Here is a 24453-nt window from a genome sequence, read left to right as displayed (position 1 = left end):
TCGGCAACAAAAAGGGCATTTTAAGTTCTTCAATGTATTATTGAACTGCTATAAATCCTTCCGTTGAAAACGATACAATCCGATTAAGAATGCCAGTAGCGTATAGAAGATCGCATATACGATAAATGTATTGGATGGGACTGAGGCGAAATTTACTAACCCAAATGAACTACTGGAACCATTAAACATCCCGCTCATTTCGTTAATGCTAAATAATTCAGCAGTCATTCTACGCTGTAATCCATCTACAGGCATTAGTAACGACATTATACCTGTCATATTATTTAAAGTGCTAAGCGCTGCAGGCTCAGATAGTAAAGAACTGCTTACCTTGTCAATCATTCCTCCTAGCCATCCAGCACCATAAAGCATAGTCATAAATACCCCATTCCCAAGTGCCGAAAAGAATCCTGAACCCAGCATAGAAATAGTTATCAGCAACGGTACGATAGAGGCAAAGAGCAGGAAAGATTTGAATAGCGCTAATCCATCTCTCGGAATTGCGGCATGGACTTGAGTAATTAGCAATATAGAAATAAATAAAATAAGCGCATACCCTATCCCCAATGTTACATAACCAAGCCAGCGACCGGCATACCATTTCCAGCGTGGAATGGGTCTTGGAAGCAAGGCTTGCATCACACCCTGCTCTGCCTCACCTGAAATGGCGGAGAATGAACTAAATATTGCTAAAAAAGCAATTACAAAGGCCCCGAAAAAAAATCCAAACGATAAAATAAATAAACCATTAGTAAAACGCATAAGGAGTTCTTCTCCAGTAGGAATACTCGATCCTTGAGACATAGTACTTTGTCCGATTGTACCCGCAATAAACCAAAACCCAATAAGAAAGACCACGGTCATTAGTAATGTCAGCACCATTACTCTTTTACGCAGCAATTCCTTCCAGGTCATCCCCATTATAATTCTCATTCCTGTTCACCTCTGTGGCTTAGTCCGGATACAGCATCCATAAACCACTCTTCCAGACGTTCTTTCTTGCGTGAAACTTCATATAAAGTCATCCCTTGTTCTACAATTAATGTATTTAACCACCCCACCTGCTCTTCACTTTCCAGCTCTGCCTCCAACCAAACCGTACTTCTGTCTATCGATTGCAGAGATTGCAGATTTTCTAACCCGTTTATCAACTTTTCTTCGGTATGGGAAGACACCCGAATCTGCAAGCCTGTGTTCTCATTTAGCCATGACAATAAAATAGGCGCATAGCCGCCTACTTTAAAATGCCAGCTCATACGCTTGTTCAGCATCTCGGACACTTTGCCATGCCGGAGAATAACCCCATTATTCAGTAACGCCATTCGGTCACAAAGTACTTCAACATCCTCTAACAAATGAGAGTTTAGAAATATCGTAACTCCTTTTTCTTTTAGGTTCTGTAATATACGCCGGACTTCCTGACGTCCAATTGGATCTAGTGCCGATGAGGGCTCATCCAAAAAAACAATAGCCGGTTCATTTATAAGTGCACAAGCCAACCCCAATCTTTGCTGCATTCCCTTAGAATAATGCTTTACTCGATCTCGTCCACGCTTACCAATTCCAACCTCATCCAGTAGTTGTGGAATCCTCTTATCTGCTACAGACCGTTGCATTCCGCATAATCTTGCATGCAGCCTCACAACCTCCTCACCCGTCAGCCATTCCTGATAACGATACAATTCTGGCAAATAGCCGATAAGTGATTTTGCTCCCAAGGAACCAATCTTATGCCCGAATAGGCTCCCACTACCGCTTGATGGATGAATAAGTCCTACTAGCATTTTCACAAAGGTGCTTTTACCTGCACCATTAGGGCCGAGGAAGCCAAAGGCTTCCCCTTTCCCTACACTAATACTTACATCTCGACAACCGCGCCCGTTATCAAATTCCTTGGTTAGGGACTTAGCTTCAATTGCTGCAGTACTCATGATTCAATCAACTCCTGAACCTTGGTCATAAGCTTCTCTTTACTCGAATAGAGCTCACCTGACAAATTGAATAGCTGCCCATCCTGAATCCATGTAGCTTGATATACAGGACCGCGGCTGTATTCATAATTATCAACAATAACTAAAGTGTCACCCACAGTTATTTGCTCCGTATTTTCTCCAGCAATTAACGGCATTGGGATTTCCCCGGATAAGACCCTGCTTTGCATTAAGCTAGTCTTCAAGTAATCCGGCAACAGTGGGAAATTCACTACAGCTTCCAAAGCTTCTTCCACTTTAATAGAAGGATCAACGTTAAGTACAGGCGCATTCATCTGCGACAGACTTGCCCAATGCGTTTCATCAGATGAGAGATTGTAATTCACAATTTCCGGAATATGAAGTGTAATTGGTTTACCGTCAATCGATTCAGGCAACAGATGTTCTGCCCCGATTTTTTTCAAGGCTTTGTTCACTTCGTCAACTTTCAGATTAAGCGTGATATCCTGTGAAGCACCCACGGTAACAGTGTTATGCTCTTCCCCTAAAGCAGCGATTTTTGCTGGATAGCCTAAGGTAGCTTTCAGTTGATCCGCAGGCAGCTCACCAATATAAGTCCCGTTAGTGTTGGTAAACTCACCAAATTGATTAATTGATCGATTAAGCTCACCGTCTTCAGCTACTTGTGTGAAAATATTTCGAAGATCATTCTCGTGTACAACCGTAACCTGTTCCATACGGAACTGATTCAGAATCGACGCCATTGCTGTATTGCCTATCGGAGTCGCGAGTATTACAGCAAAAACAGCTACACTTGCTAAAACTGCTCCCAACTTCCGACGACGGTTCATACGCAGTCGACGCGGGTGATTTACTTGCTTATCATGGGTAGCTACAAGTAAATCCTGCTCTACAGTTGGTGCTGGCTCTGAGTTAACACTCTCTACATTTGCTGGCTGACTAAAGTAAATAGGATCCTCAGTATTAGTCTCTGTATTTTGACTCCATTTTGCCCATTGAGGATTATAAGGCTCTTTCTCTAACTTGCTCTGCAGCTTCGCCCAGGCTTCATCTGTACTTTGCTTATCTTTATCTTGCTTTCCTGAATAGTTATTCATTAGTGTACCTCCTGAATTAAAAAGATTACTTCGTAGCTGCACTTTGAGTAATGTCTACTTTGTCTGGGGTATCGCCTTCGTTGCATTCTGTCTTAATTTCTCTGTCGCTCGGTGGAGCAAGGTTCCTACTACTGGAGGCCTTACTCCAAGCTCTCCCGCGATTTCCACGTAGCTGTACCCCGAGTAGCGTAGCAGAAGCGCCTGTCTGTCTCTTTCAGGCAATTCATTCAGCCAGACATGTACATCCTCCTGATCTAGCTTACTTAGAATGATTTCTTCACCTGAAGGCGGAGATTCACTTGCATCATACAGCTGCTCTTGTTTATTCAGCAGTCGCCGTTCCCTCGCTTTTTTGTCCAGATAATCATATCCAATACGGGTAAGGACTCTATGAAGCCAGGCACCCAGCGCTGCTGGATCATCTGGTGGATTACGGTACAATCTTAGAAAAACTTCTTGAGCCAAATCATCCGCTGCCGATTCATCGCGTACCAAAGCGGCAAGCTTACGTCGGACAACAGGATAATGTTCGTAAAATATTGCTTTAAAAATTTCAGATTCCGGAATTTCCATCGTGTAAATCCTCCTTATCAGCTGCAGCTATAAGTAAGACGACTGTCAGTGCATTTTTGTATCAGAATTCTTCATAATTATCATAACCTATCTCAAGACAAGCAAAAAGACAGCCCCTAATTAACAAGGTAACTGTCTTCATTATTAGTCTTACCTATTTATTGTGATCTCAATTATCGAATTCGAATATACCGGTTAAGGATTTTCTTAGACAAAATACTCCGCTCCAGCTTAAGCTCCAGCAGCTGCTCATTCCAATGTAACACTTCATCTGAATCTTCATTCTTGCGCAGCTTCTCAAACAACTTCATGATCAATATGTTAACGGAATCAAACTGCGACCATAATTCTATCACACTTTCTTCTTGAACCTGGGGGTCTTCCGATACAGTGTTTAGATTCTTTAAACTCTCTATGATGTCAGCCTGCCACTGTCCATCGTTAATTGCTTTGGCATAATTTAAAAGGTCCAGATAATCGTCGACTGACATATGTACCGACTCCTTTGTATGTTTATACCAAGTATTATACTAGGTATTGTGTATATTGCAACACTATATCCCTCTATACACAAAAAAACAAGGGCTAGTATGCGGACTAGCCCTTGCTAATAATTTTAAACGGAGTACGTTAAGTTATAGTAACTTCTCGATTTCCTCTTTGTATTGCTCCGATTTCGGACCAAATACAATTTGTACAGCACCTTGACCAAGTCTCATGACCCCAGAAGCACCGAGTTGCTTCAGCGCGGAATCTTTAACTGCTTTCTCGTCTTTAACGATCAGACGAAGGCGTGTAATACAAGCATCGATATTCTCGATATTTGAAGGTCCACCAATGTGCTCAAGAATTTGAGCAGCCTTGGAAGAAACAGCTGAACCTGTTGCGTTACCGCCAGTTGGTGCAAGCGCATCATCATCATCTTCCCGACCAGGCGTCTTAAGCTTGAACTTCGTGATGATAAAACGGAACAACACATAGTACAGAACGAAGAAGGCAAGACCTACAGGGATAAGAACCCATGCATTGGTGGATAACTTCATGTTCACTAGGTAATCGATCAAACCTGCAGAGAAACCGAAACCAAGCTTAACATCTAGAATGTACATTAAAGCCATGGAGAAACCTGTTAACAAAGCATGCACCAAGTACAATAGTGGTGCCAAGAACATAAAGGAGAACTCAAGTGGTTCTGTAATCCCTGTTAAGAAAGAAGCAATGGCAGAACCGATAAAGATGGAAGCAACCATTTTACGTTTTTCTGGTTTAGCGGTATGAATAAATGCAAGAGCTGCACCTGGAAGCGCAAACATCATGATTGGGAAGAATCCAGTCATAAACATCCCAGCCGTTTTATCTCCAGCGAAGAAGCGGTATAAGTCACCGTGTACCAATTCGCCTGCTGCATTTGTAAAGTCACCAATTTGGAACCAAGCAATCGTATTCAGTACGTGGTGAAGTCCGATCGGAATCAATAAGCGGTTAGCTGTACCGAAGATGAAAGCTCCAACTGCTCCCAAGGACACAACCCAGTTTCCGAAATCACTAATTACATCTTGTATAGGGCTCCAGATCATCCCAATTAATACTGCAAGGACCATCGTGGATGCTGCCGTAATGATCGGAACAAATCGTTTACCTGCAAAGAACCCAAGCCAATCTGGCATCTTGATATTGTGATATTTCTTATATAGGAATGCTGCCCATGCACCGGCAAATATACCTCCAAGCACACCCATATTCAACACTACATCATCATTGATGAAGGAGAACTGAAGAGGTACAACAGCCAGAATCTTAGTTAACACCATGTATGCAATTACTGCTGACAAGGCAGCAACGGCATCCTTAGCGAATCCAATTGCGACCCCTACCGCAAAGATCAAAGCAAGATTTCCGAAGATTGCATTTGCACCGGCATTTAGGAATGGAGCAAAATATTGATTCAAGAATCCCCCTACCGTGGCTCCTAGATGCAAATCTTTTTCATAGTTAAGCAAACCAAACCCTTGAAGAATAGCTGCCGCGGGCATAGTAGCAACTGGAAGCATAAGCGACTTACCTAGTTTTTGTAGAAAAGCCAACATAACAAAATCATCCTTTCGATTCAATAGTAGAAATGCTTTATTCGCTTATTACTTTGAAGCCACTGTAAGAACCAGATCCTGTCCAGCTGTAACCTGACCATAATGTCCGTTCACTTGAGGTGGTGTTTCTTCCGTACTAGTCACGATTACAGGCGAAATTGTGTCACAACCTGCTGCGCGAATTACGTCCAGATCAAACTCGATTAGGGTTTGACCTGCCTTCACTTGATCTCCAGAGGAAATATGACTGACAAATCCGTTGCCCTTAAGGCTGACAGTATCGATTCCGATATGTAACAACAATTGCACACCGGAGGAATGTTCCAAAATAACTGCATGACTTGATTTCACGATATGAGCAACCGTGCCATCAAAAGGAGCTTTTAAGATCCCTTCGGAAGGTCTGATTGCAATACCGCTCCCCATATGACCACCAGCAAAGGTTTCATCAGGAACTTCTGATAATGAAACGGCTTCTCCGCTGATTGGTGCCATGATTTCAATTGTATGTCCAGTAGGTTTCTCTTCTTTTTTTGATTTCCATTTGGAAAACATATGCTCCACTCCTCTAAAGATGTTAATTTTGTTTCACTAAGGTTTGAAATAATCGATGTAGATGCATCGCCAGGAAACATAGCTCTTCTTCTGGAATTTCTACTCCAAGTGATCTTTGCATCACTTTCCCGAGCTTTTGAGATAACTTGTATTCCTCTTTATATTCCTTCTTAATATGTTTCACAAAAGGATTATCTATTAGTGATCCTTTCAAAATACGTTCCAGCGAAAACCGTAAATGGATCATTAACCGAATATGGTTCATACTGCCATGTTCAAAAGTTATATTACGTTCTTGCTGAATCATGTCTAAAAGTTCACTCACAATATTTGATGCTTTTACTAACTGACCCACCGATACATTACTAACCGCGGAGTACACATGATAAGTAAGGAATCCAACCTCGTCTTCGGGAATTTGCACCTGAAATTCAGCATTGATTTTCTCTGATGCCTTGTAAGCGATATCAAATTCCTTCGGAAAAGACATCTTAGTTTCTTGTAAAAAAGGATTAATAATATCCATCCCGTTGCGCAGACGGTAAATGGTGAACTGAATATGGCTCGGGAGTGCCAGATAAATCTTGTCGTTTAATTTGTCAGGAAATTGACTTTGGATATCAGCAATTATTTCATCAGTTATTCTCATCACTTTGGGATCTATGTCTTCCAGCAATATTTGATACTGGCTCCAGGCCTCGCGGTCTTCTAGACGAAACAATTTCTCAATACGAGGATCGTTTCCTTCAATCACCCCTGAACCTTTCACAGCAAAACCAATGCCTTTGCCAATGATGACATATTCCTTGCCGTTCTTGCTTCCCTGAACCATTACAACGTTGTTCCCAATCACACGCTGTACTTGAAATTGCTCGATCTCCCGCGACAAGCTCATCACTCCTTTCCCATATTATCGTCAATTAGGAACAAAAAAAGCCAAGAAATGTCTCGTGAAGATGAAGACAATTCTTGGCTCATGCCCTTAACGGTAACACGCCACTGAAATATAAATGATCATTTATGAACATATCATAAATCATGAACTGCTAACTCGTCAATGATAAATTTATAAATGTCAAGCGGAGCACCTGTGATCAAAATTCATGACTTATAAATAGCTTTCGATTTGGGGAAGCTTATCTTTAAGCTGACGGACATTAGTTTCCAATCTTAAAATGACTTCTTCTAATTCCTTAGGATCGATGCCTCGAAGTACAGGAACTTGAATGACTTCAGTAGCTTTGGTTTCTGACTTTAATTCGCGCATCTCCAGTTGTTGCTCTTGCCATTTATCCATCAGATCAGCGATCGTCGCATAAAAACGCTCATAATCTTTGATTACGCTATCTAGAAAAGTATCTACTTCTTCCGCATCGTAACCACGAAGCTTCATACTGAATTCTTTTTCATGTATGGTTAGAGCATCTAGAGTGATGCCAAGTTGGCTGAAGAGCTTGCGTTGTTTGTCCAATCGACGTTTCATATGTTCATCCATCATTTGTTACCTCCAAGTATTTACTGCAATGATCCGGCAGTAACCATTATAACAGGGTAAGAGCATCCTGAAAATATAACTATAGTTCCAGTTCTAGAAGTTATCCGCAACCGCCTTGTTCAAAATACCTAGACAGCGATCAAGATCTGTCTTCACCTGCTTCTTATATAGCTTAGCTTTCTCTTCTCCATCAGAAGTAAAATGATATAAGACGATTTCTTGAAAATCCACCTTCGGATCATTCCCTTTTAGCTGTTTAGTACGATATAAAATCCCTTGCTGTACCAGCTCATGCAGGGCACGATAGATTTCGCTTTGTGGGGGGGAATATCCATGTGCCTTGAAATCTCGACGTAAATCCTCAAGCATTTGATATCCATAACCGCGGTGTTGTTCTACCATTGTGATAAGATACACCTTGATAAAAGCCCGTTGAGCAATCATAAACGCCATATTAACCCTCCTCATGTTGTATTGATATTGGCTAATCTTACCTGCTATAACTCTAGTATAAGCACTATTTTCCAACTTTCACAACCTGAAATGTGGTAGTAGGTTCACTTTTTCCGATTGGTATAGAATTTTAGTAGCGATGAATGATGGTTGCTATGAAAGTTACTAGATAGAGCTGATATTTTGGATTTTCTATTGTGAATTTTTCATATGATGAAAGTACAGAATTTAACTATGCACTCCATTTCCCCACATTTGGATTGTCAACGGACCCTACAGACGCTATTGGCATAAAAAACAAAAAAATACAGCTATTCTTATAGAATAGCTGTACTGGAGTCCGAAATAACGTTCAAATAGCTAATAATGCAGAAATAGCGCCGTCTGAGACCGAAAGCTTAATCATTTGATCGAGATAGACATCATCTGGCCAAGTTTATTGTCTATCTGTTAACTTTACCTATAGACAATACTAGAGTCTAAACCCTCTATTCCATGCCGTTCCTCTCCATAAACTCATCCTTCGTCAATCCAAATAAAATCAAATCATAATATCGTCCATTTGTGTAAATAACCTTCCGCCGCACGCCCTCTTGAACGCAGCCGACTTTCTTTAACATCGCTATAGAACCTTCATTGCCTTCCAGCGCACATTCATTGAATTTATTTAGTCGCCGTTCGAAAAAAGCATACTTTAAGAGGATCGTTATAGCTCTCGTTCCATACCCTTTACCTCGATGATCTTTATCCACTTGCACGCCAATACTGAACGTACCATTTTTCTCGTCAATGCTATTAAGATTTACTCCTCCTACATTCTCGCCATGCAAATCTTCGATCGTAAACATTAGTCTATTAGATGAGAATTCAGCATATGTCTCTGCAAAACTTTTGGCTTCGGCAATTGTGGGCGGTAATTCAACAGCACACTGTAAGAGTCGCCGCGCTGGAGTGTCGAAACGATTCGTGTAATAACCTTCCCAATCCCCTTCTTGAATAGATCGCAATCTAATTTTCTCGTCTTTCCAATAATAATTACTGTAATCTATTTCTCTCATACTCTAGCCTCCAAATAATATCGGTAATGTTTATTTTAAATAAACATTACTATATAACAGTGTAGTAAAATATAACCAATAAACATAACTATGAAAAAATACATTGTAAAAGAGGTCAACTTATGAGCGATTACCCATTGATCAGTGATTATAAACATAACCAAAAATATAGAGAAAGCTTCAATACTCTAGCCAAAATGATCTTTGGAATCGATTTTACACCTTGGATTGAACAAAGGGGCTGGAATGACAAATATATTTGTTATTCCTTTATTGATCGGGATCAGGTGATAGCAAATGCGTCCATAAATATAATGACAATTGTTTTAAATCAAACAGAATATCATGCCATTCAAATTGGCACCGTAATGACACACCCTGACTACCGCATGCAAGGACTATCCAGAAAATTAATAGATCATATTATTGCTAAATACGAGCATGAATATGACTTCATTTACTTATTTGCAAATGACAGCGCCTTGGACTTTTATCCTAAATTCGGATTTGAACGTATGCAAGAAAGTAGCTTTTCGATAAAGGCTTCTTATCTTAGAAATCAAATGTCTAAAACTTCCTCTGTGCGTCGCTTATCTATGAATAACTCCGATGATCTTACCTTGTTAAAACAATTCGCAGAAGAAAGAATACCGGTGTCCTCTATACTCAGTGTGATAGAGAATAAACATCAGCTGCTGTTTTATTTTATCCTCCCTTTCCATGATTCCTTTTATTATATTGAAGAGGCTGACGTTGTAGTGATCTTTAGACATGAGGATCAGCAGCTTCATTTTTTTGATATCTTAAGTACTACAAGTATAGATATCAACGCCATATTGCATAGCATTATATCTCCTGAAACTGAGATTATCCATTTTTATTTCACACCAGATTATGCAATAGATCACTTGGAGACAGAATTAGTTCCCCAGAGTGAGGATACGTTATTTATGCGTCCACTTTTAAAAGAACTACCTAAACATTTCATGTTTCCCATAACCTCACATGCCTAGATAGGATGAAGAAGGCTGCCATTCGGCAGCCCTTTTTAACGTAGCAGAAAGTATATATTTTGGGTACTCACAAAGTACATAAGTACGCATCGAAGCAAAAATCCACTAACACGGGGATATTTTAATCATTTACAGGAATGTACATACTCTGTATCTCTTGCACACCTGGAACAAATCCTAGATTGGTATAAACAGACTCTGCGTCATTCCCTTCCATGACATATAATCTTAGGAGTGGATACTTATCTTTAAGGAGATGAAGTCCTCTTTTCAACATGAGTGTCGCTAACCCTTTACCTCTAAAATCGGGTATTACCCCAATGCTGTAAACTGCAGCGTAATCTCCTTGTAAGCCCAAGAGACAATTTGCAATTAACTGTCCCGATCTCTGATCATACACAAGCGTTGACGCCGTAAGTAATGCTTCATTTGTATAATTAGGTTCTTCACTAGGTACAAAATCTTCATAGGAGAATTTTTTTCTTCTGGTTGCTTCTAAACTTCCGGCAAAGCTAGCATAGTTGCATTCGGTAATTTGTTCTTCAAGAACAAATCGTTTAGCCCCCATCTCATCATCTTCGATCTGTGGACTTTCAATCCTAAATTCTTCGTTCCATTCCACCTCGAAATGATCTGTAGGACGCTGCATCCAGCGACATCTGAACTCATCAGGCCAAAACCCTGCCCGTGCAAATAAATTCACTTGATCCGGTAGAACCTCAAAGGTTTTTATCGGCTTAGTTCGATCTGACCAATATATCAAAAGCTTTTTTAGTAGTTTCAGCACCATAAATGTATCGTTAAACGGTGGAATAACAAATAAATGATAAATCCGATTAGGATCCATCCTTACACCACCTATTTTCGACTCACCTTTAAAGATCCAGAAAGCATTTCTTTGGGTAGAATCAAACCCTTCCTCTCTAAAAAAACCAATATATTGGATATTATAATAAATGGAACAGTAAATTCCCCATTCATCAGTTTCAGCCTTACGTATAGAATAATCATTACTTAACTCATAGGATATTTCGTCCTCAGACCATCCCTTTAATTGCATATACGATTCCTCCTCGCTGCTTCTTCACCTTCTATCTTCCATAGTAACACGACTCAAAGTAAATGATTGGTAATAAACACTTATAGTAATTATTTATTAAACTATAGCAATTGATGTTCTCTGATCTTAGAAACGGCTTGTACACGATTTTTAACGTCTAATTTCTGATAAATATTGTGAATGTATCTCTTGACCGTGCCTGGAGAAAGGAATAACCGGCTTGCAATTTCATCATTAGAAAGACCTTCGACTATGAAAAACATGAGCTCTAACTCTCTTTTTGTAAAATGAAACGCTATAGAAGAATCCGACGTTCTCATAGCCTTAGAAGTATCATTATATAACGGCTCGAGCTGATATGACTGAAGCAATTGATGAACATAATCAACATCAGAAGTTGTGCTCCGCTCCGATAAATAGCGTTGCAGCATTCGGGTAAGTGGCACACCTTCGTCAAGAAAAATACGGATATAACCCTCCGGCTCAGCAAGCTTAAGGGCCTGTTCTAACGCCTCAAATGCCTGACTATTCTTACTTAGAATTTCATAAGACACAGCAAGCAGCAACAAAATCTCGATCTGACTGCCCATTCGATCCGTTCGCCTAGCCTCACTTAACAGCTTATTAAGCCAAGGGATTGCTTCGTTGAACGCTTGACGCGCCATCAGTATATGTGCGAGTGTGATTTGTTCATATTCCCTAGTGACATTAGGCTTATCTGTTGTGCTAATATGACTTTTCGCAAGCCATTCATCTCCACTATTTACAAGTCCTTGTGAGAGTAGAATTCGAATATGTGCAGCCTCTAGCAATCTTTCCCAGCGAGGGGAATGATGTTGTTTCAGTTCTTTTATAGCCATTCGTAATACCACTGCTGCTTCTTCAATGTGACCCAAAGCTTTTAATATTTTCGATTGTAAAATAACCCCAGGCACCCACACGCTCACTTGTTCCGAGGAACTACACATAACAAGCGCTTTTTCCACTTGGAGGCTTGCATCATCAAGACGGTTCCATTCATAAAATAGATCCGACAAAAATATAAATCCATGCCCTTGTAACGCAAAATGAATCAATGCTCTTCTTTCCTCAGACGTTGAGACTTTAGCTGATAAATACGCCATTTTCTTCAATCTTCCACCGAATCCTATCGGGCCACGAAATAAAAGAGCTTCCCCCACATTCACTACTTTTACTATAGAAGAAAATCGCTCTATCCCTTCTCTGTTCTGATCCAACAGTTCAACAAACGTATCGACGTCCCCCTGATAAAAGGCAATGGAAGCACGATAAAGATCCAATTGCATTTGAACTACAACTTGTTCTTTTTCAGGAATAAAGAATTCCTCTTCCATGAAACGCTCTACCTTGTGTAAAAAGCGTTTGGCATCATCTGTTCGTCCGGAGACTGCCATCGACCCTGCTTGAAAATAGAAAAGATCAGGATGCACGATCATATTCTTGATAGGCAACATATCCAGTAAATCTAGCAATATAGATTCATCGCCATTTTTAATAATCGAATTGAAATGTCTGTCCATACAGGATGCTGAAAGCACATAGTCCTTTGCTTCAAACGCATGCTGTATAGCTTCTAATGCTAACCCTTCCTGGTCGTACCAAATTGCTGCTCTTCTATGTAAGTTTACAATCTCTGCGGAACTCATTTTTTTGGATAATCTAGTTTTTAACATTTCCGCGAATAGATGATGATAACGGAACCACGATCTAGTGTCGTCAAGCGGTACGATGAAAAGACGTGCTTCTTCTACTTCATGTAATTGCTTTTCCGCACCCGATTGATCCATCACAGCCGCTGCTAGAGAAGGACTAAAGGAATTCAATATAGACGTTACTAGTAAGAAATTTTGTACTTCGGTCGACTGCCTAGAGAGGACTTCATCCAATAAATAATCGAAAATATTGCGTGAGTTCCCTGAAAAAGTATTCATATACGCTGTGCGATCTTGTTTCTCTGAGAAGGAGAGGAAAGCTAGAATCAAACCCGCTACCCAGCCTTCTGTCTTTTGCTCAAGTAATAATAGCTCCTCGAGTGTAAGCTGATCCCTTAAGGATTGAGACTGAAGTTCATTTATTTCTTCAAACGTAAACCTCAGGTCGTCATTGCTCAGTTCCAGTAATTCCTGTTGCACTCTTAAGCGGGATAATGAGAGCGGTGGGCGTGTTCTACTTAATATCACAAGCTTCACATGATCTGGGAGATGTCCGATAAAAAAGCCCATGCTCTCGTGAACCGATTGATTAGTAATCGTATGATAGTCATCTACAATAAGGGTAATTACACTGGGAAGGGAATAAAGCTCATTTAGTAGAAGTGAGATCGCAGTCTCTACAGATCCATCACGAACAGACTGGAGGAACAAATCTAATCGACTTAAGAAGGACGAAGCGATTCTTTGAATAGCAGCATGTACACTTAACCAGAAACGGACGAGATGATTATCTGAAATATCCAGCGATAGCCAAGCCACTTCATCAGCATGGATACGCGCCCATTCAGCCGCAAGTGTTGTTTTGCCAAAGCCTGCAGAAGCAGCAATAAGCGTCACCTTAGCACGATTCTCATCCAAGAACCTGGACATTAATCTAGTGCGCTGAACATAAAAAGGTGCTTGCTTTGGGATAGTCACACGTGAGGTGATGATCGAATGCTGAGAATAAGTTAACGCTATTTGGTGTTGAGAGGGAGAATTCATGGGATCCTTCCTTTATGTATGTCTTAATTTTCCCAAAATATGAGGCGGCTTCAACATTTTAATTTTTAATCATTGGTAAGTAATAACATAACATTCTAATATGCTGGCGTCCATGATGTAAAAAAGCCGCCTATTGGCAGCCTTCTCATTAATATATTCTAGAGCATAGCCATATGGCAGTTCCCACAGCTATTACAGCTGCCAAGGCAACAAATATTACATACCCTCTCTTTGTTGCAGTAACCGAGTGATTATCATAAAATTCAGGCTTTCGAACGATTCCAAACCATAGATCCGTAATTAAACTCACTACTACTAGAGAGAAATTCTTAATGATTCCCACCTCATCACTCCTTTTCACCTTTAACTAACCAAGTTTATTATTAATTTCATTTAGCGACTCAATCATTTCATCCATTTTCTTGATCATCGCATATTGATTGCTAATCATCATAATTAAACCAATAAAGAACAAAATCACAAGAAGCAAACCCATGCTGCACTTCCTTTCAGTAGCTGAACTCATTCAATCTGAACATTCAAGCTCCGTGCAAACCCTGACCTCCATGACGGATACAGCGGGCTCCACCCATAATCGATTCGAGCTTTCGTATTAGAGGCTCCGCGTTCCCATCCTGCTCTGCCTTCTTGAACAATAGGAGTAGGAGCACCTATGGCTTCTGAATAGGTTGATAACCACTCCAATCCTTTAGCAGGCTCGTTATCTACGATGTTCACTGGGCCTGAAGGCCAGTTCAGAGCAAGCACCGCCGCGTTAGCTGCATCCTCCACATGAAGAAATGACACAACTGCATCAGTTGCAGTTACTCTTCCTTGACGAATTTCCTCTGTCATATAACCATTCGTGTCATACCAAGTCCCTTGGCCGTACAACATTCCATAACGTAGAATGACATGGTTTGGGATCTCTGCAACTGTCTTTTCTAGTGAGCAAATACCTTCAATCGTTCTTTTTCGAGGCTCTGAAGCCTTCAGATCTAATGGAATTTCCTCCGTAGCAGGTTCTTCTCCAGCTTCATATGCCCATGAGATACTTTGTGCTATGATTTGTTCCACGCCAATTGCAAGGGAAGCATCCACAATATTTCGCGTTCCTTCTATTCTTATCCTAGAATTATCTGAGAAATTCCGCTGACTTAGTGAAGTTAGCTGATGGATAACCACTTCTGGCTGTACTGTGCGAATGGAAGCAAATATGGCCTCGCGATTGAAGACATCTGCGATTACCGCTTGTGCTCCACACTTCTCTATAATTGCTCTATTTTCTTCCTTATGGGTCAGTCCAACAACCTCATGCCCCGCTTCTACTAACTTGGGCAGCAATAGTCGTCCAATCGCACCCGCTGCACCGGCTACAAATATCTTCATCTAAGTCCTCCTTTTAACTCGACCATGCCTGATGGCATAGCTATAATCCTCGCGACAGTTCTGATCTGCTCTCTGCGCTGCTAGTTCATAATTGTAAGGAAGTAAAACTGGATCGAACATCCAAGAATGATCTCTTCGACTTATTATTAAATATCTGGCATGAGGAGTCATCGATTCCATGTAATGAGGATAAGGTAATTCTTCGTAATAAGCTGGTAATCCAACACTACCAGCATTCACGATAACCTTGCCATTCGGTAGACGCACTGATTTTTGAAGATGTGTATGCCCGCAAAAAATCATTGTTTGATCTACTGAATCAAGCTCAGCCATTAAGTCCTCAGCAGATTTTCCTTGAACTCCCGTAGGTAAAATATCCTCAAGCATATAGCTATCATCGGAGAATGGCGTCCCGTGACAAAACAATAAATCTTCGAACACCCACGTTGGGTTAAAGGATCGAATCCAGTCATGTATTTCGTTAGTCAGCATCGGTTTTACATATTGAAAAGTTATTGAATCCATATCCTTCTGAAGTAAATATCGATCACAATTTCCCATAATGTTCGTAACATTAGATCGATTTATCAGCAGTTCTGCTGTTCGAATAGGTTCAATGGCACCAAACAGAGAATCCCCTAAATTTACAATACTATTTATACCGCGTGAATCGATGTCCTGCAATACAGCCTCTAAAGCATAAACATTGCTATGTATATCAGAAATAACTGCTATGGTGTCCAGTTTATTCATTTTCAGTTACCTCTCAAATTCCTAATTATAATTTGGATGATTATCCATATCATACCACATACATAATAAAGACTGCACCTCACAGCATAACGCTAAGAGGTGCAGTCTTTGAATGAATTGTTTGTCTATAGTAGAACTCGATCAATTAACATTTAAATTTTATCGCGGTTGTAGACTTCAGCCTTCCGATCTGCTCTGTTAGCCATCGAATTGCCTAGTCTAGTGTCTTCGTTATAGATACCATCGTATCGCTGAGCATTCAACGAGCGGTTGCCCCGGAACACATCATGCGCTTGATATCCTCGTCCATTATCCTCTACAAGCACAAGGATCTTGCCACTTTCAACGTAGCCTTCATACTCTTTCGCCTCATCTTCTGGAATCCCTAGACCGATCAATCCGCCAACTAATCCACCTGCACCAGCACCAACGGCTACACCTGTTAGCGTCGCCACAATAGGTCCCGCTGCCAGAATTGGACCAATCCCCGGAATAGCGAGTGCTCCGATACCTGCTAGCAGTCCAGTAACTCCACCCAATACGCCACCAGTAGCTGCACCTGTTGCAACACCTTCTGGCGCCATTGTGCCTGTATCATCCGAAATATGTCTTAACTCATCGCGATCACGTGTGATCACTGATATTTCATCATTACTGAATCCTTGATTTTGAAGTCCTTCAATTGCTCTGGTTGCTTCTTGTTCGGTGTCAAAGATACCTACGATTTTTTTAGTCACTTGAAGCCCTCCTTAGTAATTGTCTTCGCTAGTTAATTACCCTGTATGCTGAAGACAAAACATCAAATGAACCATTTCAAGTGAACGAGGAACCCTTTCACTTCTTGGGGCGTGTTCGATTGGTCGGAATAGCTTGCAAGGGATCCTCTGGCCAATAGTGCTTAGGGTAGCGTCCTTTTAGATCTTTTTTAACCTCAAAATAAGTGCCACGCCAAAAGCTGGCAAGATCAGAAGTCACCTGCATCGGCCTTCTTGCCGGTGACAAAAGATGTAGCAATACAGGCACCTTCCCCCCTCCAATTCTAGGAGTGTCTAACTGTCCAAACATCTCTTGCAATCGTACTGCTAGTACAGGGGCTGCTGGATTAGCATAGTCTACAGGCACACGCGAGCCACTAGGAACCGTTATATGCGTCGGCGCTTCCTGCTCAAGAATCTGCCTCTGATTCCAGTCTATCAGCCCCTCAAGTGCACGCGATAAAGGAATCCGCTGGAGATCGCGCAAGTTACGCATTCCTTGAATGTATGGTAATAACCATTCATCCAGTGATTCAATTAATGCCGCATCTGAGACATCCGGCCAATCCGGCCGCAAGGCGTGCATAAATATCAGCCGCTCACGAAGCTGCAAAGTTCCCTTTTCCCAAGGTAAGATTTCAATTCCCTCTTCTGCGATAACACTAAGCAGTACTTTTGCTGTTTCTTCCGCAGAGGGTCTTTCATGTGACGTTTCTTTTAAGACGAGAGCGCCGAGCATCGTTCGACGGCGCTTCTTCACACTTCCACTTTCTTTATCCCAATATACGTCCGCCTCTTCAGTGATGCGATCCGCATGATACTTTAGCAGTTGTCCCTCTTCTAGCTCTGCTGCCAGCATGATTGCACCTTGTGTGGCCCGATCGTCAACGGAAGCAGCCACAATATAAGCGGAACGGGCCAGCGGCTGCCCTTCCCGCAGAGCCACGCCGCGACCGGCGGAGAGCAGAAACGCGCCATCGCCGCGTTTCTGCCCGATACGGTCGGGATAGGCGAACGACAGAAGCAGCCCGCAGAGGCTGATGTCGTTCACTGTCTCGCCCGGCGCTGCTTGCAGCTGCGCCAGGAAATTGCGGCTCTCGCGCACCACCGCGCGCAGAGCCGCCGGGTCCGCTCCGCCCGTGTCGGCGGAGCGCTCAAACCGAAGCAGCGCCTCTACGCGGAGCGTGAGGTCGCAATCTAGTGCCGCGGGACCCTTGAACAGGTCCCGCTCTTGCAGCAGCGCCGCCAGCCGGCAGGCGAGCGGTGCTGCATCAAGCTCTGCCGCGCGCAGCAGCATATGCGCGGCTCGCGGGTGCGCGCCAAGCGCGGCCATGCTGCGGCCGTGCGGCGTGATGGCGCCGCCGGCGTCCAGCGCGCCGAGCTGGCGCAGCAGCGCGATGCCCTGCGCATAAGGCGCAGCGGGCGGCGCGTCAAGCCAAGCTAGCGCGGCAGGGTCGCGCACGCCCCACAGCGCCAGCTCCAAAGCGAGCTGCGCAAGATCCGTCTCCATAATCTCCGGCACATTGTCATCCGGAAGGCGATTATGTTCCTCCTGACTCCACAGCCTGTAGCATACGCCAGGTGCTGTCCGTCCGGCACGCCCTCTCCGTTGATCGGCAGAGGCTTTTGATACCGGAACCGTCGTAAGACTCGGCATTCCTGTACGCGGTGAGAAGATCTGCGTACGACGCAGTCCTGTATCAATTACCGTTCGCACACCCTCAATCGTCAAGCTTGTCTCCGCAATGGAGGTCGCCAGCACGACTTTGCGTTCGCCGTTTATGGATGGAGCCACAGCAGCATCCTGCACAGTCTGTGGTAATTGTCCATACAAAGGACGAAGAACTATTTCGTCAGGCAGTTTTCCATGTTCCAACTCATTTTGAGTTCTGTGAATCTCTCGTTCACCCGGTAGGAATACGAGGATATCTCCCGGCTGTTCATCAAGCGCACGTCTCACTGCGGCCGCAGCCGATTTTTCAATCGGAAGATTCCCTGTTGTTGGGGTATAGATGGTTTCCACCGGATAGGTTCGTCCCGGACAATCCACAACTAGCGCATCGCCTAACATAGCAGAGACACGTTCACTGTCCAAAGTAGCTGACATAATCAGAATCCGAAGATCATCACGCAGCACTGCCTGCGCTTCCAGTGCGAGAGCAAGTCCCAGATCCGCATGAAGACTACGCTCATGGAACTCATCAAAAATAATCAGACCCACATCCCCTAGCGATGGATCACTCTGAAGCATCCTTGTTAAGACACCTTCAGTCACTACAACAATTCGTGTATTCTTACCTACCTTAGTGTCATTCCGCATGCGATAACCAACCGTCTGTCCAACACTTTCTCCAAGACAAGACGCCATGTAGATTGCGGCAGATCTTGCAGCAAGTCTTCTGGGCTCTAGCATAAGGATGCTTTTACCAGCCATCCACGGCTCGTCCAGAAATGCCGGAGGCGTTCCTGTTGTTTTGCCTGCACCGGGTTCAGCGATGAGAACAGCTGCCCGTGTTGATCTAAGTATGTTTTTCAGGTCTGGAAGCACCTGTGTAATTGGAAGCTGTTTCATTGTATCTCTCCATCGGCTGTAATAATATGTTATGATTTCCTTTGATGTGGTCTAAACCCTTTTCATCATGTGCGAAAAAACTTGAAAGATCAAGACAAACTGTACATACATTTTATTATTTCAAGTCTTAACGCTTTTGGTCTTATACTTTCTTATATTTTTAAAAAGGAGACTGTCTAAAATGCTCGTAACTAAAGCCACGATTTCAGATTTATCTATGCTCTGCAAGATCGATAGTATGGTCATTGGCAGCGAAGTTCGTAAACCTAAGATCGAACAATATATTTTGAACGAGCAATGTGTTGTGGCAACGATTAACAGTGAGCCTGTCGGTTTCGCCTGTTACGATACCACTTTTTTCGAATGCTGTTTCATACAGCTCGTAATTGTGAATCCCAATTTCAGACGACTCGGTATTGCCGGCGCACTTATTCGTTACATGGAAGAACATTGTCCAACTCCTAAGCTCTTTACCTCCACCAATGAATCCAATACGATCATGCAACAGGTCTGTCATTCTCTAGGATTTATAAGAAGTGGAATCATTGAAAATTTAGATGATGGCGATCCAGAATGGATATATTTTAAGCAAATACGATGAAATACGCTTGTGAAGCGCAGTACGCAAAAAGGCAGCTCTACCGTCTAAATCTACGAAGAGATGCCTTTTTATACTACACTATTTATCCTGATCTCCAATTGAGAGGAGCATATTAGCACTATTCTTCTTCCCTACTCATCTGTTCGTGGATTTGAACACTATATTGCATATAGGCTGGGTTACTATCTAAGCCTCGTTCACGCAGCAGCTCTTGCAGCCGTAGTCTTTTCATAGACAATTTTGCCCGAAGTGCCTTGCCCTCACTGCTCTCAGAACCTCCGCTATTGTGGCAGGCAGCAAGCAGCCCTTCGAGGGTAACACATTCCGTACGCAAAGATATTTCCTCGGGCACCAGCCCGGAATTCTTCATGATTTTGAAGGACATCCGCAATTCTTCTGGAACACCAGATAAATCCTCAAGCTCCAACGGCTTACCATGCCCTGATAAATCTCGAAATTCTCCATTACGCATAGACTCCTGAATCCGCTGCTCAACCAGCCAGGACATCATCCCCATATACACAGCCTCCTTCACCAATGCCACTCTCTATGATCTATCCTGCCTAAGCAAAAGTTTGTTTTGCTGAATTGCGTTTATTCTAGCACAAAAAACTGTAGATTTACATCAAGCTGCCGAATTACATCCTTACAACTTTGCGATGCTGTGAACTGTTTATTTGCTGTACTTTCGGACTCAGATGCAACTATTCACTCTAATGTACCCTACTATCGATCAATATCAAGGCAATAAGAGCTATGCAGTCCTATATTTTCAATACATGCACTAAAAACTCCAAATAACTGCAAAACTGACCGAAACGTCAGGTGCATCCTTGTAGTAATAAATCGCTCAGGACTCTGAAGCCCTTATTCCGCATATTCTGTTTATTCTGTATTTTCCGCTTATTCCACAATTCAGTCCATTCTGCTAAACTATCTCACCCGCCCCCAATCCTCAACATATTACTAACGCCTAGCCAAACCCAGCAATAGTTTAAATTAAGACAAACAATTGCTATACTCTTTCTGATGAATCTAAACTCAATATAAAAAGGACTACAGTAGTAGTCCAAAGGAGAAATATAACATGATAGCTAACCTCAAAAAAGCAGATGATCATTTTGTCGCTTGTTTCGAACGTCAACTAAAACATTCCGCATCAGAAATCTGGTCCTTTTTGACGGAGAATGAGAAGCTTGCTTTATGGTTCACTGAATTACGTGTTGAATACCTGCGTGAAGGTGGATTAATCAAGTTTGATATGCAAGACGGAACCTTTGAGGAAATGACGATTACCGCCCTGCAACATGAATCGATCCTTGAATTTACGTGGGCTGAAGACTCTGTTCGCTTTGAGCTATATCCAAATTCAGAAGGCTGTTTACTCGTCTTAAATGAAACGATCCGAACGCTCACACCGCACACTCCCCGTGACTTAGCCGGCTGGCATGTATGTCTAGATGTGATCCAGCACCTATTGGATGGGACCACGCTGGATTCGCGAAAAGCCGAATGGAATGTTCGGTACGAGCAATACCGCGAAGCGATCTCTAAACTAGGATAATAAGGACTCTGCCCCGTCAATCACAATTTGCGCACCTGTAATATGAATAGACTCATCGGATGCCAAAAATGAAACTAGATCGGCGACATTATCCGGCTTACCCGGCCCATCCGCCAGCGGCTGCGCGCCATCGGGAAATTCAATTGGAATGACGATCGCTTCTACCTCCTCGTTCATTTCAGTGGTTTCATCTATATTGGTAGCAATTGCCCCAGGGCAGATCACATTCACTCGAATTTTAAACTTAGCTAGCTCAAGTGCAGCCATTTTAGCAAAAGCCACCTGTCCAGCTTTGGTAGTGCTGTACGTAGACCACCCAAAGCTGGCAAATCTAGTATTCCCGTTGATGGAGCTAGTGATGATAATGCTACCTTTTCCTTTATCCTTCAGATGAGGGATCGTATATTTCAGTGTCAAAAACGTCCCCGTCAAGTTCACCGACATCGTGCGTTCCCAATCACTCAAGCTCAGTTCCTCTATAGGTCCCACCGCACCATTGATTCCCGCGTTAGCGAACACTACATCTAACCCACCGAATTGTTCGACCGTCCTGCGAACGGCTTCCTCCATCCCTTTTTCATCCGAAGTATCTACCTCTATAGCCAATGCACAATCTTTGCGAAACTTGTTCAGCTTATCCGCCAAAGATGTAGTGCGTTCCAGATTCAAATCAAAAAGCGCTACATTAGCCCCTTCCCTAGCCAGCTTAATCGCAGTAGCCCGACCAATTCCTGAGCCCGCTCCAGTTATAATTGCAGTTTTCCCAATAAATCTTTGTTTCTTAGCTATGTTTGGACTCATATGTAATCTCTCCCTTAAGATCTCTTAGTGATGTACTATGGATCAAGATTACCCAAATACATGTACACTGGAATCATCTTCACAAAAAAACTCCCCGTTCAAAAGCTTGAACAGAGAGTTTCATCTAAATTGATCCATTTAATTGTCCAGCTTCCGCACATCCACTTTCACGCTCAAAGTGCCTGCTCCACCACGATACACACCTTTTACAGGTACGATATCTTTGTAGTCCCGTCCGTGACCTAACTTAATATAACGCCAATTGACCTCCACATTATTGGTTGGATCAAATCCAAGCCAACCAGTACCCGGAATGTGAGTCTCCACCCAAGCGTGTGAGGCTTGCTCAAAATTAGCATTACTCCCTTGCAGATCACCGACAAAATGATATCCACTTACATACCTGGATGGCAGACCAACACTACGGCAGACAGCGATCATTAGATGAGCATAATCCTGACACACACCGCGTTTGAGCTTCAGTGCCTTTTTTACCGTTGTATTTACGCTTGTAGCCTCAGGGTCATAGGTGAATTGTTCATAAATCGTCGCCGATAATTTAAGAATCCATTCATACATATCCTCCGTTTCATTAAAAGGATACTGTGAAGCAAACTCCACTAATTCAGGCGTCACCTCTGTATAACGAGTCGGCAAAATAAACTCAATATACCGATTCTGGAAATTCTCATCATTTAACAATTTAACTTGTTCTTCAAGACTGGTTCGTGGTAGATCGGCACCTTGGGCTTTATCCAGCGTGACTACAGTAGCTTTAGTATGGATAACCATTTCCGTATGCGGCTTATTGACCGAATAGGCATGGACCCGATTTCCGAAGAAATCCTCATACGTTAATAGATTAGCTGGCGGGTAAATATCCACTTCATGGTGATAACAGGATTGGCGGTAATTCGTGCGCGGAGTGAGTCTGATTTCATTGACACTGTCCGTAACCGGATCTGGATAGCTGTATGTGGTGGTATGATTGATTTGAATCTTCATACAGACACTCCTTCTCGCCGAAAAAAGGCGCCCTCCATTGTTTTGCCAAGTTTTTGACAAGATATCACCAGCGACTTAAGTACATCTTCCACCAGCTCACCGGACATTTCTTCTTTTTCCATATAATCCAGCTCAGCTTTGAGCTTACCTGCTTGACGAATGACTTTTTCATGCCCTGAGCCTTTTTCAGAGGAATCTAGTTCAAGCTTAGCTAAATGCTCTTCCAGCTGATGAAAAGAAAAACGAATGGAACGCGGAAATTTGGGATTCGCAATCAAGAAATCTAAAATGCTCTCCGGAGACATAGCATCTGCATAATAACGGCGAAACGCTTGGTACCCGCTAACGGATTTAAGCACCGCCTGCAACTGAGTATAAACCGCGTTAAGCTCCTTAAATCGGCATGCGGCAATGACCGCCTGCAAGATACGTGTTGTATTCTCTGCCCGCTCTAGAAACCGTCCGCTCTCAATGAAATGCCACTCATTCCCTCTAAGCATTACCGACTGTTCTGCTCCGAGAAACATGGCTGTACGCTCCTTAACCTGCTGATAGAACTGATGTGGCCCGCTCATAATATCTGCGACAGAACGCTCACCAAGCCACAGGTTGAAGCTGTTGACAACATCCCATAATTCACTTGGAAGCTGCTGACGAAGAGTGCGCAAATTATTTCTAGCATGATGTACACAAGAGAATAATGAATTAGAATTGCCTAAATCAAGTGTGATGAAAGATAGCACATCCTGCTCAGAGAAGGTTTCGAACTGCTGCATATATTCACCCCGAACACCTAACGCATCGATCAACCTTGACCATTTATGACCTTCTTCATGAAAATCCTCTTCCTGCTGGATATGATAATGAACATTGATTAGCCGCGCATGATTCTCTGCCCTTTCAATATACCGTCCGATCCAGAACAAAGCTTCAGCATTTCGATTCAGCATATC

At 42.6% G+C, this 24453-nt stretch carries 25 protein-coding genes; 3 read left to right on the top strand and 22 right to left on the bottom strand.

The features are described 5' to 3' along the window. Positions 1 to 48: 48 nt before the first annotated feature. The 11 genes from ACN6MV_RS13630 to ACN6MV_RS13580 all read right to left on the bottom strand — a co-directional run bounded on the left by ACN6MV_RS13630 (position 49) and on the right by ACN6MV_RS13580 (position 9270). Entirely contained in the window at positions 49 to 933 is an 885-nt protein-coding gene (locus tag ACN6MV_RS13630; protein ID WP_042127275.1) for an ABC transporter permease subunit, read from the bottom strand. Next, entirely contained in the window at positions 930 to 1931 is a 1002-nt protein-coding gene (locus ACN6MV_RS13625) for an ABC transporter ATP-binding protein (protein WP_419886537.1), read from the bottom strand. The genes ACN6MV_RS13630 and ACN6MV_RS13625 overlap by 4 nt, the downstream gene beginning before the upstream one ends. Beyond that, positions 1928 to 3049 (bottom strand): hypothetical protein, encoded by a 1122-nt coding sequence (locus ACN6MV_RS13620; protein WP_419886536.1) that lies wholly within the window; start codon positions 3047 to 3049, stop codon positions 1928 to 1930. Before ACN6MV_RS13620 ends, ACN6MV_RS13625 begins: the two co-directional genes overlap by 4 nt. 54 nt (positions 3050 to 3103) lie before the next feature. Then, a complete protein-coding gene (locus ACN6MV_RS13615) occupies positions 3104 to 3622 on the bottom strand; it encodes a sigma-70 family RNA polymerase sigma factor (protein WP_419886535.1) in 519 nt (172 codons plus the stop codon). Between the two features lie 173 nt (positions 3623 to 3795). Then, on the bottom strand, positions 3796 to 4113 hold the full coding sequence (locus ACN6MV_RS13610) for a hypothetical protein (RefSeq protein ID WP_419886534.1): 318 nt from the start codon (positions 4111 to 4113) through the stop codon (positions 3796 to 3798). Positions 4114 to 4257: 144 nt separating this feature from the next. Further along, positions 4258 to 5709: an N-acetylglucosamine-specific PTS transporter subunit IIBC gene (nagE, locus tag ACN6MV_RS13605; protein ID WP_042127265.1), complete on the bottom strand. Its 1452-nt coding sequence runs from the start codon at positions 5707 to 5709 to the stop codon at positions 4258 to 4260. Positions 5710 to 5757: 48 nt separating this feature from the next. Next, a complete protein-coding gene (locus tag ACN6MV_RS13600; protein WP_341112462.1) occupies positions 5758 to 6264 on the bottom strand; it encodes a PTS glucose transporter subunit IIA in 507 nt (168 codons plus the stop codon). Between the two features lie 22 nt (positions 6265 to 6286). Then, on the bottom strand, positions 6287 to 7159 hold the full coding sequence (locus tag ACN6MV_RS13595; protein WP_042127261.1) for a PRD domain-containing protein: 873 nt from the start codon (positions 7157 to 7159) through the stop codon (positions 6287 to 6289). A 213-nt stretch (positions 7160 to 7372) separates the two neighbouring features. Beyond that, entirely contained in the window at positions 7373 to 7759 is a 387-nt protein-coding gene (locus tag ACN6MV_RS13590; protein WP_042127259.1) for a DivIVA domain-containing protein, read from the bottom strand. A 93-nt stretch (positions 7760 to 7852) separates the two neighbouring features. Continuing rightward, positions 7853 to 8212 (bottom strand): helix-turn-helix transcriptional regulator, encoded by a 360-nt coding sequence (locus ACN6MV_RS13585; RefSeq protein WP_042127258.1) that lies wholly within the window; start codon positions 8210 to 8212, stop codon positions 7853 to 7855. Between the two features lie 488 nt (positions 8213 to 8700). Further along, positions 8701 to 9270 (bottom strand): GNAT family N-acetyltransferase, encoded by a 570-nt coding sequence (locus tag ACN6MV_RS13580; protein WP_419886533.1) that lies wholly within the window; start codon positions 9268 to 9270, stop codon positions 8701 to 8703. 122 nt (positions 9271 to 9392) lie between these two features. Here ACN6MV_RS13580 and ACN6MV_RS13575 point away from each other — a divergent pair, with 122 nt between their 5' ends. Continuing rightward, complete coding sequence (locus ACN6MV_RS13575; protein ID WP_419886532.1) at positions 9393 to 10283, top strand: GNAT family N-acetyltransferase; 891 nt, start codon at positions 9393 to 9395, stop codon at positions 10281 to 10283. 121 nt (positions 10284 to 10404) lie between these two features. Here ACN6MV_RS13575 and ACN6MV_RS13570 read toward each other — a convergent pair whose 3' ends face one another. The 7 genes from ACN6MV_RS13570 to hrpB form a co-directional block, all read right to left on the bottom strand. Then, positions 10405 to 11343 (bottom strand): GNAT family N-acetyltransferase, encoded by a 939-nt coding sequence (locus ACN6MV_RS13570; RefSeq protein ID WP_419886531.1) that lies wholly within the window; start codon positions 11341 to 11343, stop codon positions 10405 to 10407. A 101-nt stretch (positions 11344 to 11444) separates the two neighbouring features. Beyond that, complete coding sequence (locus ACN6MV_RS13565) at positions 11445 to 14060, bottom strand: LuxR C-terminal-related transcriptional regulator (RefSeq protein ID WP_419886530.1); 2616 nt, start codon at positions 14058 to 14060, stop codon at positions 11445 to 11447. Positions 14061 to 14427: 367 nt separating this feature from the next. Next, positions 14428 to 14556: a hypothetical protein gene (locus ACN6MV_RS13560; protein WP_269321987.1), complete on the bottom strand. Its 129-nt coding sequence runs from the start codon at positions 14554 to 14556 to the stop codon at positions 14428 to 14430. A gap of 26 nt (positions 14557 to 14582) precedes the next feature. Continuing rightward, positions 14583 to 15449, bottom strand: a complete 867-nt coding sequence (locus ACN6MV_RS13555; protein WP_419886529.1) for an NAD-dependent epimerase/dehydratase family protein — start codon at positions 15447 to 15449, stop codon at positions 14583 to 14585. Beyond that, a complete protein-coding gene (locus ACN6MV_RS13550) occupies positions 15450 to 16202 on the bottom strand; it encodes a metallophosphoesterase family protein (RefSeq protein WP_042127244.1) in 753 nt (250 codons plus the stop codon). A gap of 152 nt (positions 16203 to 16354) precedes the next feature. Beyond that, positions 16355 to 16939 carry a general stress protein gene (locus tag ACN6MV_RS13545; protein WP_042127242.1) on the bottom strand — a complete coding sequence of 195 codons (585 nt, stop codon included), beginning with the start codon at positions 16937 to 16939 and terminating at the stop codon, positions 16355 to 16357. A 97-nt stretch (positions 16940 to 17036) separates the two neighbouring features. Continuing rightward, positions 17037 to 19529 carry an ATP-dependent helicase HrpB gene (gene hrpB, locus ACN6MV_RS13540; protein WP_419886528.1) on the bottom strand — a complete coding sequence of 831 codons (2493 nt, stop codon included), beginning with the start codon at positions 19527 to 19529 and terminating at the stop codon, positions 17037 to 17039. Between the two features lie 181 nt (positions 19530 to 19710). Here hrpB and ACN6MV_RS13535 point away from each other — a divergent pair, with 181 nt between their 5' ends. Further along, on the top strand, positions 19711 to 20130 hold the full coding sequence (locus ACN6MV_RS13535) for a GNAT family N-acetyltransferase (RefSeq protein WP_042127238.1): 420 nt from the start codon (positions 19711 to 19713) through the stop codon (positions 20128 to 20130). A 118-nt stretch (positions 20131 to 20248) separates the two neighbouring features. On the opposite strand, the gene ACN6MV_RS13530 is transcribed toward ACN6MV_RS13535, so the two are convergent. Next, complete coding sequence (locus ACN6MV_RS13530; RefSeq protein ID WP_042127236.1) at positions 20249 to 20647, bottom strand: DnaJ family domain-containing protein; 399 nt, start codon at positions 20645 to 20647, stop codon at positions 20249 to 20251. Positions 20648 to 21217: 570 nt separating this feature from the next. Here ACN6MV_RS13530 and ACN6MV_RS13525 point away from each other — a divergent pair. Next, on the top strand, positions 21218 to 21694 hold the full coding sequence (locus ACN6MV_RS13525; RefSeq protein WP_419886527.1) for an SRPBCC family protein: 477 nt from the start codon (positions 21218 to 21220) through the stop codon (positions 21692 to 21694). Here the strand turns inward: ACN6MV_RS13525 and ACN6MV_RS13520 are convergent. The 3 genes from ACN6MV_RS13520 to ACN6MV_RS13510 form a co-directional block, all read right to left on the bottom strand. Further along, the gene (locus tag ACN6MV_RS13520; protein WP_042127232.1) at positions 21686 to 22495 is read right to left on the bottom strand and encodes an SDR family oxidoreductase; all 810 of its coding nucleotides are present in this window, start codon (positions 22493 to 22495) and stop codon (positions 21686 to 21688) included. The two genes, ACN6MV_RS13525 and ACN6MV_RS13520, sit on opposite strands and share 9 nt — an antisense overlap. Positions 22496 to 22633: 138 nt before the next feature. Further along, a complete protein-coding gene (locus ACN6MV_RS13515; RefSeq protein WP_419886526.1) occupies positions 22634 to 23500 on the bottom strand; it encodes a transglutaminase family protein in 867 nt (288 codons plus the stop codon). Continuing rightward, positions 23497 to 24450: an alpha-E domain-containing protein gene (locus tag ACN6MV_RS13510; RefSeq protein ID WP_042127228.1), complete on the bottom strand. Its 954-nt coding sequence runs from the start codon at positions 24448 to 24450 to the stop codon at positions 23497 to 23499. The genes ACN6MV_RS13515 and ACN6MV_RS13510 overlap by 4 nt, the downstream gene beginning before the upstream one ends. Positions 24451 to 24453 lie beyond the last annotated feature (3 nt).

The sequence above is a fragment of the Paenibacillus sp. B-A-8 genome (genome assembly GCF_048572915.1).
GTDB lineage: Bacteria > Bacillota > Bacilli > Paenibacillales > Paenibacillaceae > Paenibacillus_AQ.
Note: the sequence above shows the minus strand (reverse complement) of the source record. Positions and strands in the feature narration are given on the sequence as shown.

Coding starts and splice junctions, on each gene's coding strand:
- ACN6MV_RS13555 (WP_419886529.1), bottom strand. CDS start 15,449: ATGAAGATATTTGTAGCCGGTGCAGCGGGTGCGATTGGACGACTATTG.
- ACN6MV_RS13600 (WP_341112462.1), bottom strand. CDS start 6,264: ATGTTTTCCAAATGGAAATCAAAAAAAGAAGAGAAACCTACTGGACAT.
- ACN6MV_RS13615 (WP_419886535.1), bottom strand. CDS start 3,622: ATGGAAATTCCGGAATCTGAAATTTTTAAAGCAATATTTTACGAACAT.
- ACN6MV_RS13530 (WP_042127236.1), bottom strand. CDS start 20,647: ATGGGGATGATGTCCTGGCTGGTTGAGCAGCGGATTCAGGAGTCTATG.
- ACN6MV_RS13575 (WP_419886532.1), top strand. CDS start 9,393: ATGAGCGATTACCCATTGATCAGTGATTATAAACATAACCAAAAATAT.
- ACN6MV_RS13610 (WP_419886534.1), bottom strand. CDS start 4,113: ATGTCAGTCGACGATTATCTGGACCTTTTAAATTATGCCAAAGCAATT.
- ACN6MV_RS13630 (WP_042127275.1), bottom strand. CDS start 933: ATGAGAATTATAATGGGGATGACCTGGAAGGAATTGCTGCGTAAAAGA.
- ACN6MV_RS13625 (WP_419886537.1), bottom strand. CDS start 1,931: ATGAGTACTGCAGCAATTGAAGCTAAGTCCCTAACCAAGGAATTTGAT.
- ACN6MV_RS13620 (WP_419886536.1), bottom strand. CDS start 3,049: ATGAATAACTATTCAGGAAAGCAAGATAAAGATAAGCAAAGTACAGAT.
- ACN6MV_RS13590 (WP_042127259.1), bottom strand. CDS start 7,759: ATGGATGAACATATGAAACGTCGATTGGACAAACAACGCAAGCTCTTC.
- ACN6MV_RS13560 (WP_269321987.1), bottom strand. CDS start 14,556: ATGGGTTTGCTTCTTGTGATTTTGTTCTTTATTGGTTTAATTATGATG.
- ACN6MV_RS13565 (WP_419886530.1), bottom strand. CDS start 14,060: ATGAATTCTCCCTCTCAACACCAAATAGCGTTAACTTATTCTCAGCAT.
- ACN6MV_RS13570 (WP_419886531.1), bottom strand. CDS start 11,343: ATGCAATTAAAGGGATGGTCTGAGGACGAAATATCCTATGAGTTAAGT.
- nagE (WP_042127265.1), bottom strand. CDS start 5,709: ATGTTGGCTTTTCTACAAAAACTAGGTAAGTCGCTTATGCTTCCAGTT.
- ACN6MV_RS13510 (WP_042127228.1), bottom strand. CDS start 24,450: ATGCTGAATCGAAATGCTGAAGCTTTGTTCTGGATCGGACGGTATATT.
- ACN6MV_RS13535 (WP_042127238.1), top strand. CDS start 19,711: ATGCTCGTAACTAAAGCCACGATTTCAGATTTATCTATGCTCTGCAAG.
- hrpB (WP_419886528.1), bottom strand. CDS start 19,529: ATGAAACAGCTTCCAATTACACAGGTGCTTCCAGACCTGAAAAACATA.
- ACN6MV_RS13585 (WP_042127258.1), bottom strand. CDS start 8,212: ATGGCGTTTATGATTGCTCAACGGGCTTTTATCAAGGTGTATCTTATC.
- ACN6MV_RS13515 (WP_419886526.1), bottom strand. CDS start 23,500: ATGAAGATTCAAATCAATCATACCACCACATACAGCTATCCAGATCCG.
- ACN6MV_RS13550 (WP_042127244.1), bottom strand. CDS start 16,202: ATGAATAAACTGGACACCATAGCAGTTATTTCTGATATACATAGCAAT.
- ACN6MV_RS13520 (WP_042127232.1), bottom strand. CDS start 22,495: ATGAGTCCAAACATAGCTAAGAAACAAAGATTTATTGGGAAAACTGCA.
- ACN6MV_RS13525 (WP_419886527.1), top strand. CDS start 21,218: ATGATAGCTAACCTCAAAAAAGCAGATGATCATTTTGTCGCTTGTTTC.
- ACN6MV_RS13580 (WP_419886533.1), bottom strand. CDS start 9,270: ATGAGAGAAATAGATTACAGTAATTATTATTGGAAAGACGAGAAAATT.
- ACN6MV_RS13595 (WP_042127261.1), bottom strand. CDS start 7,159: ATGAGCTTGTCGCGGGAGATCGAGCAATTTCAAGTACAGCGTGTGATT.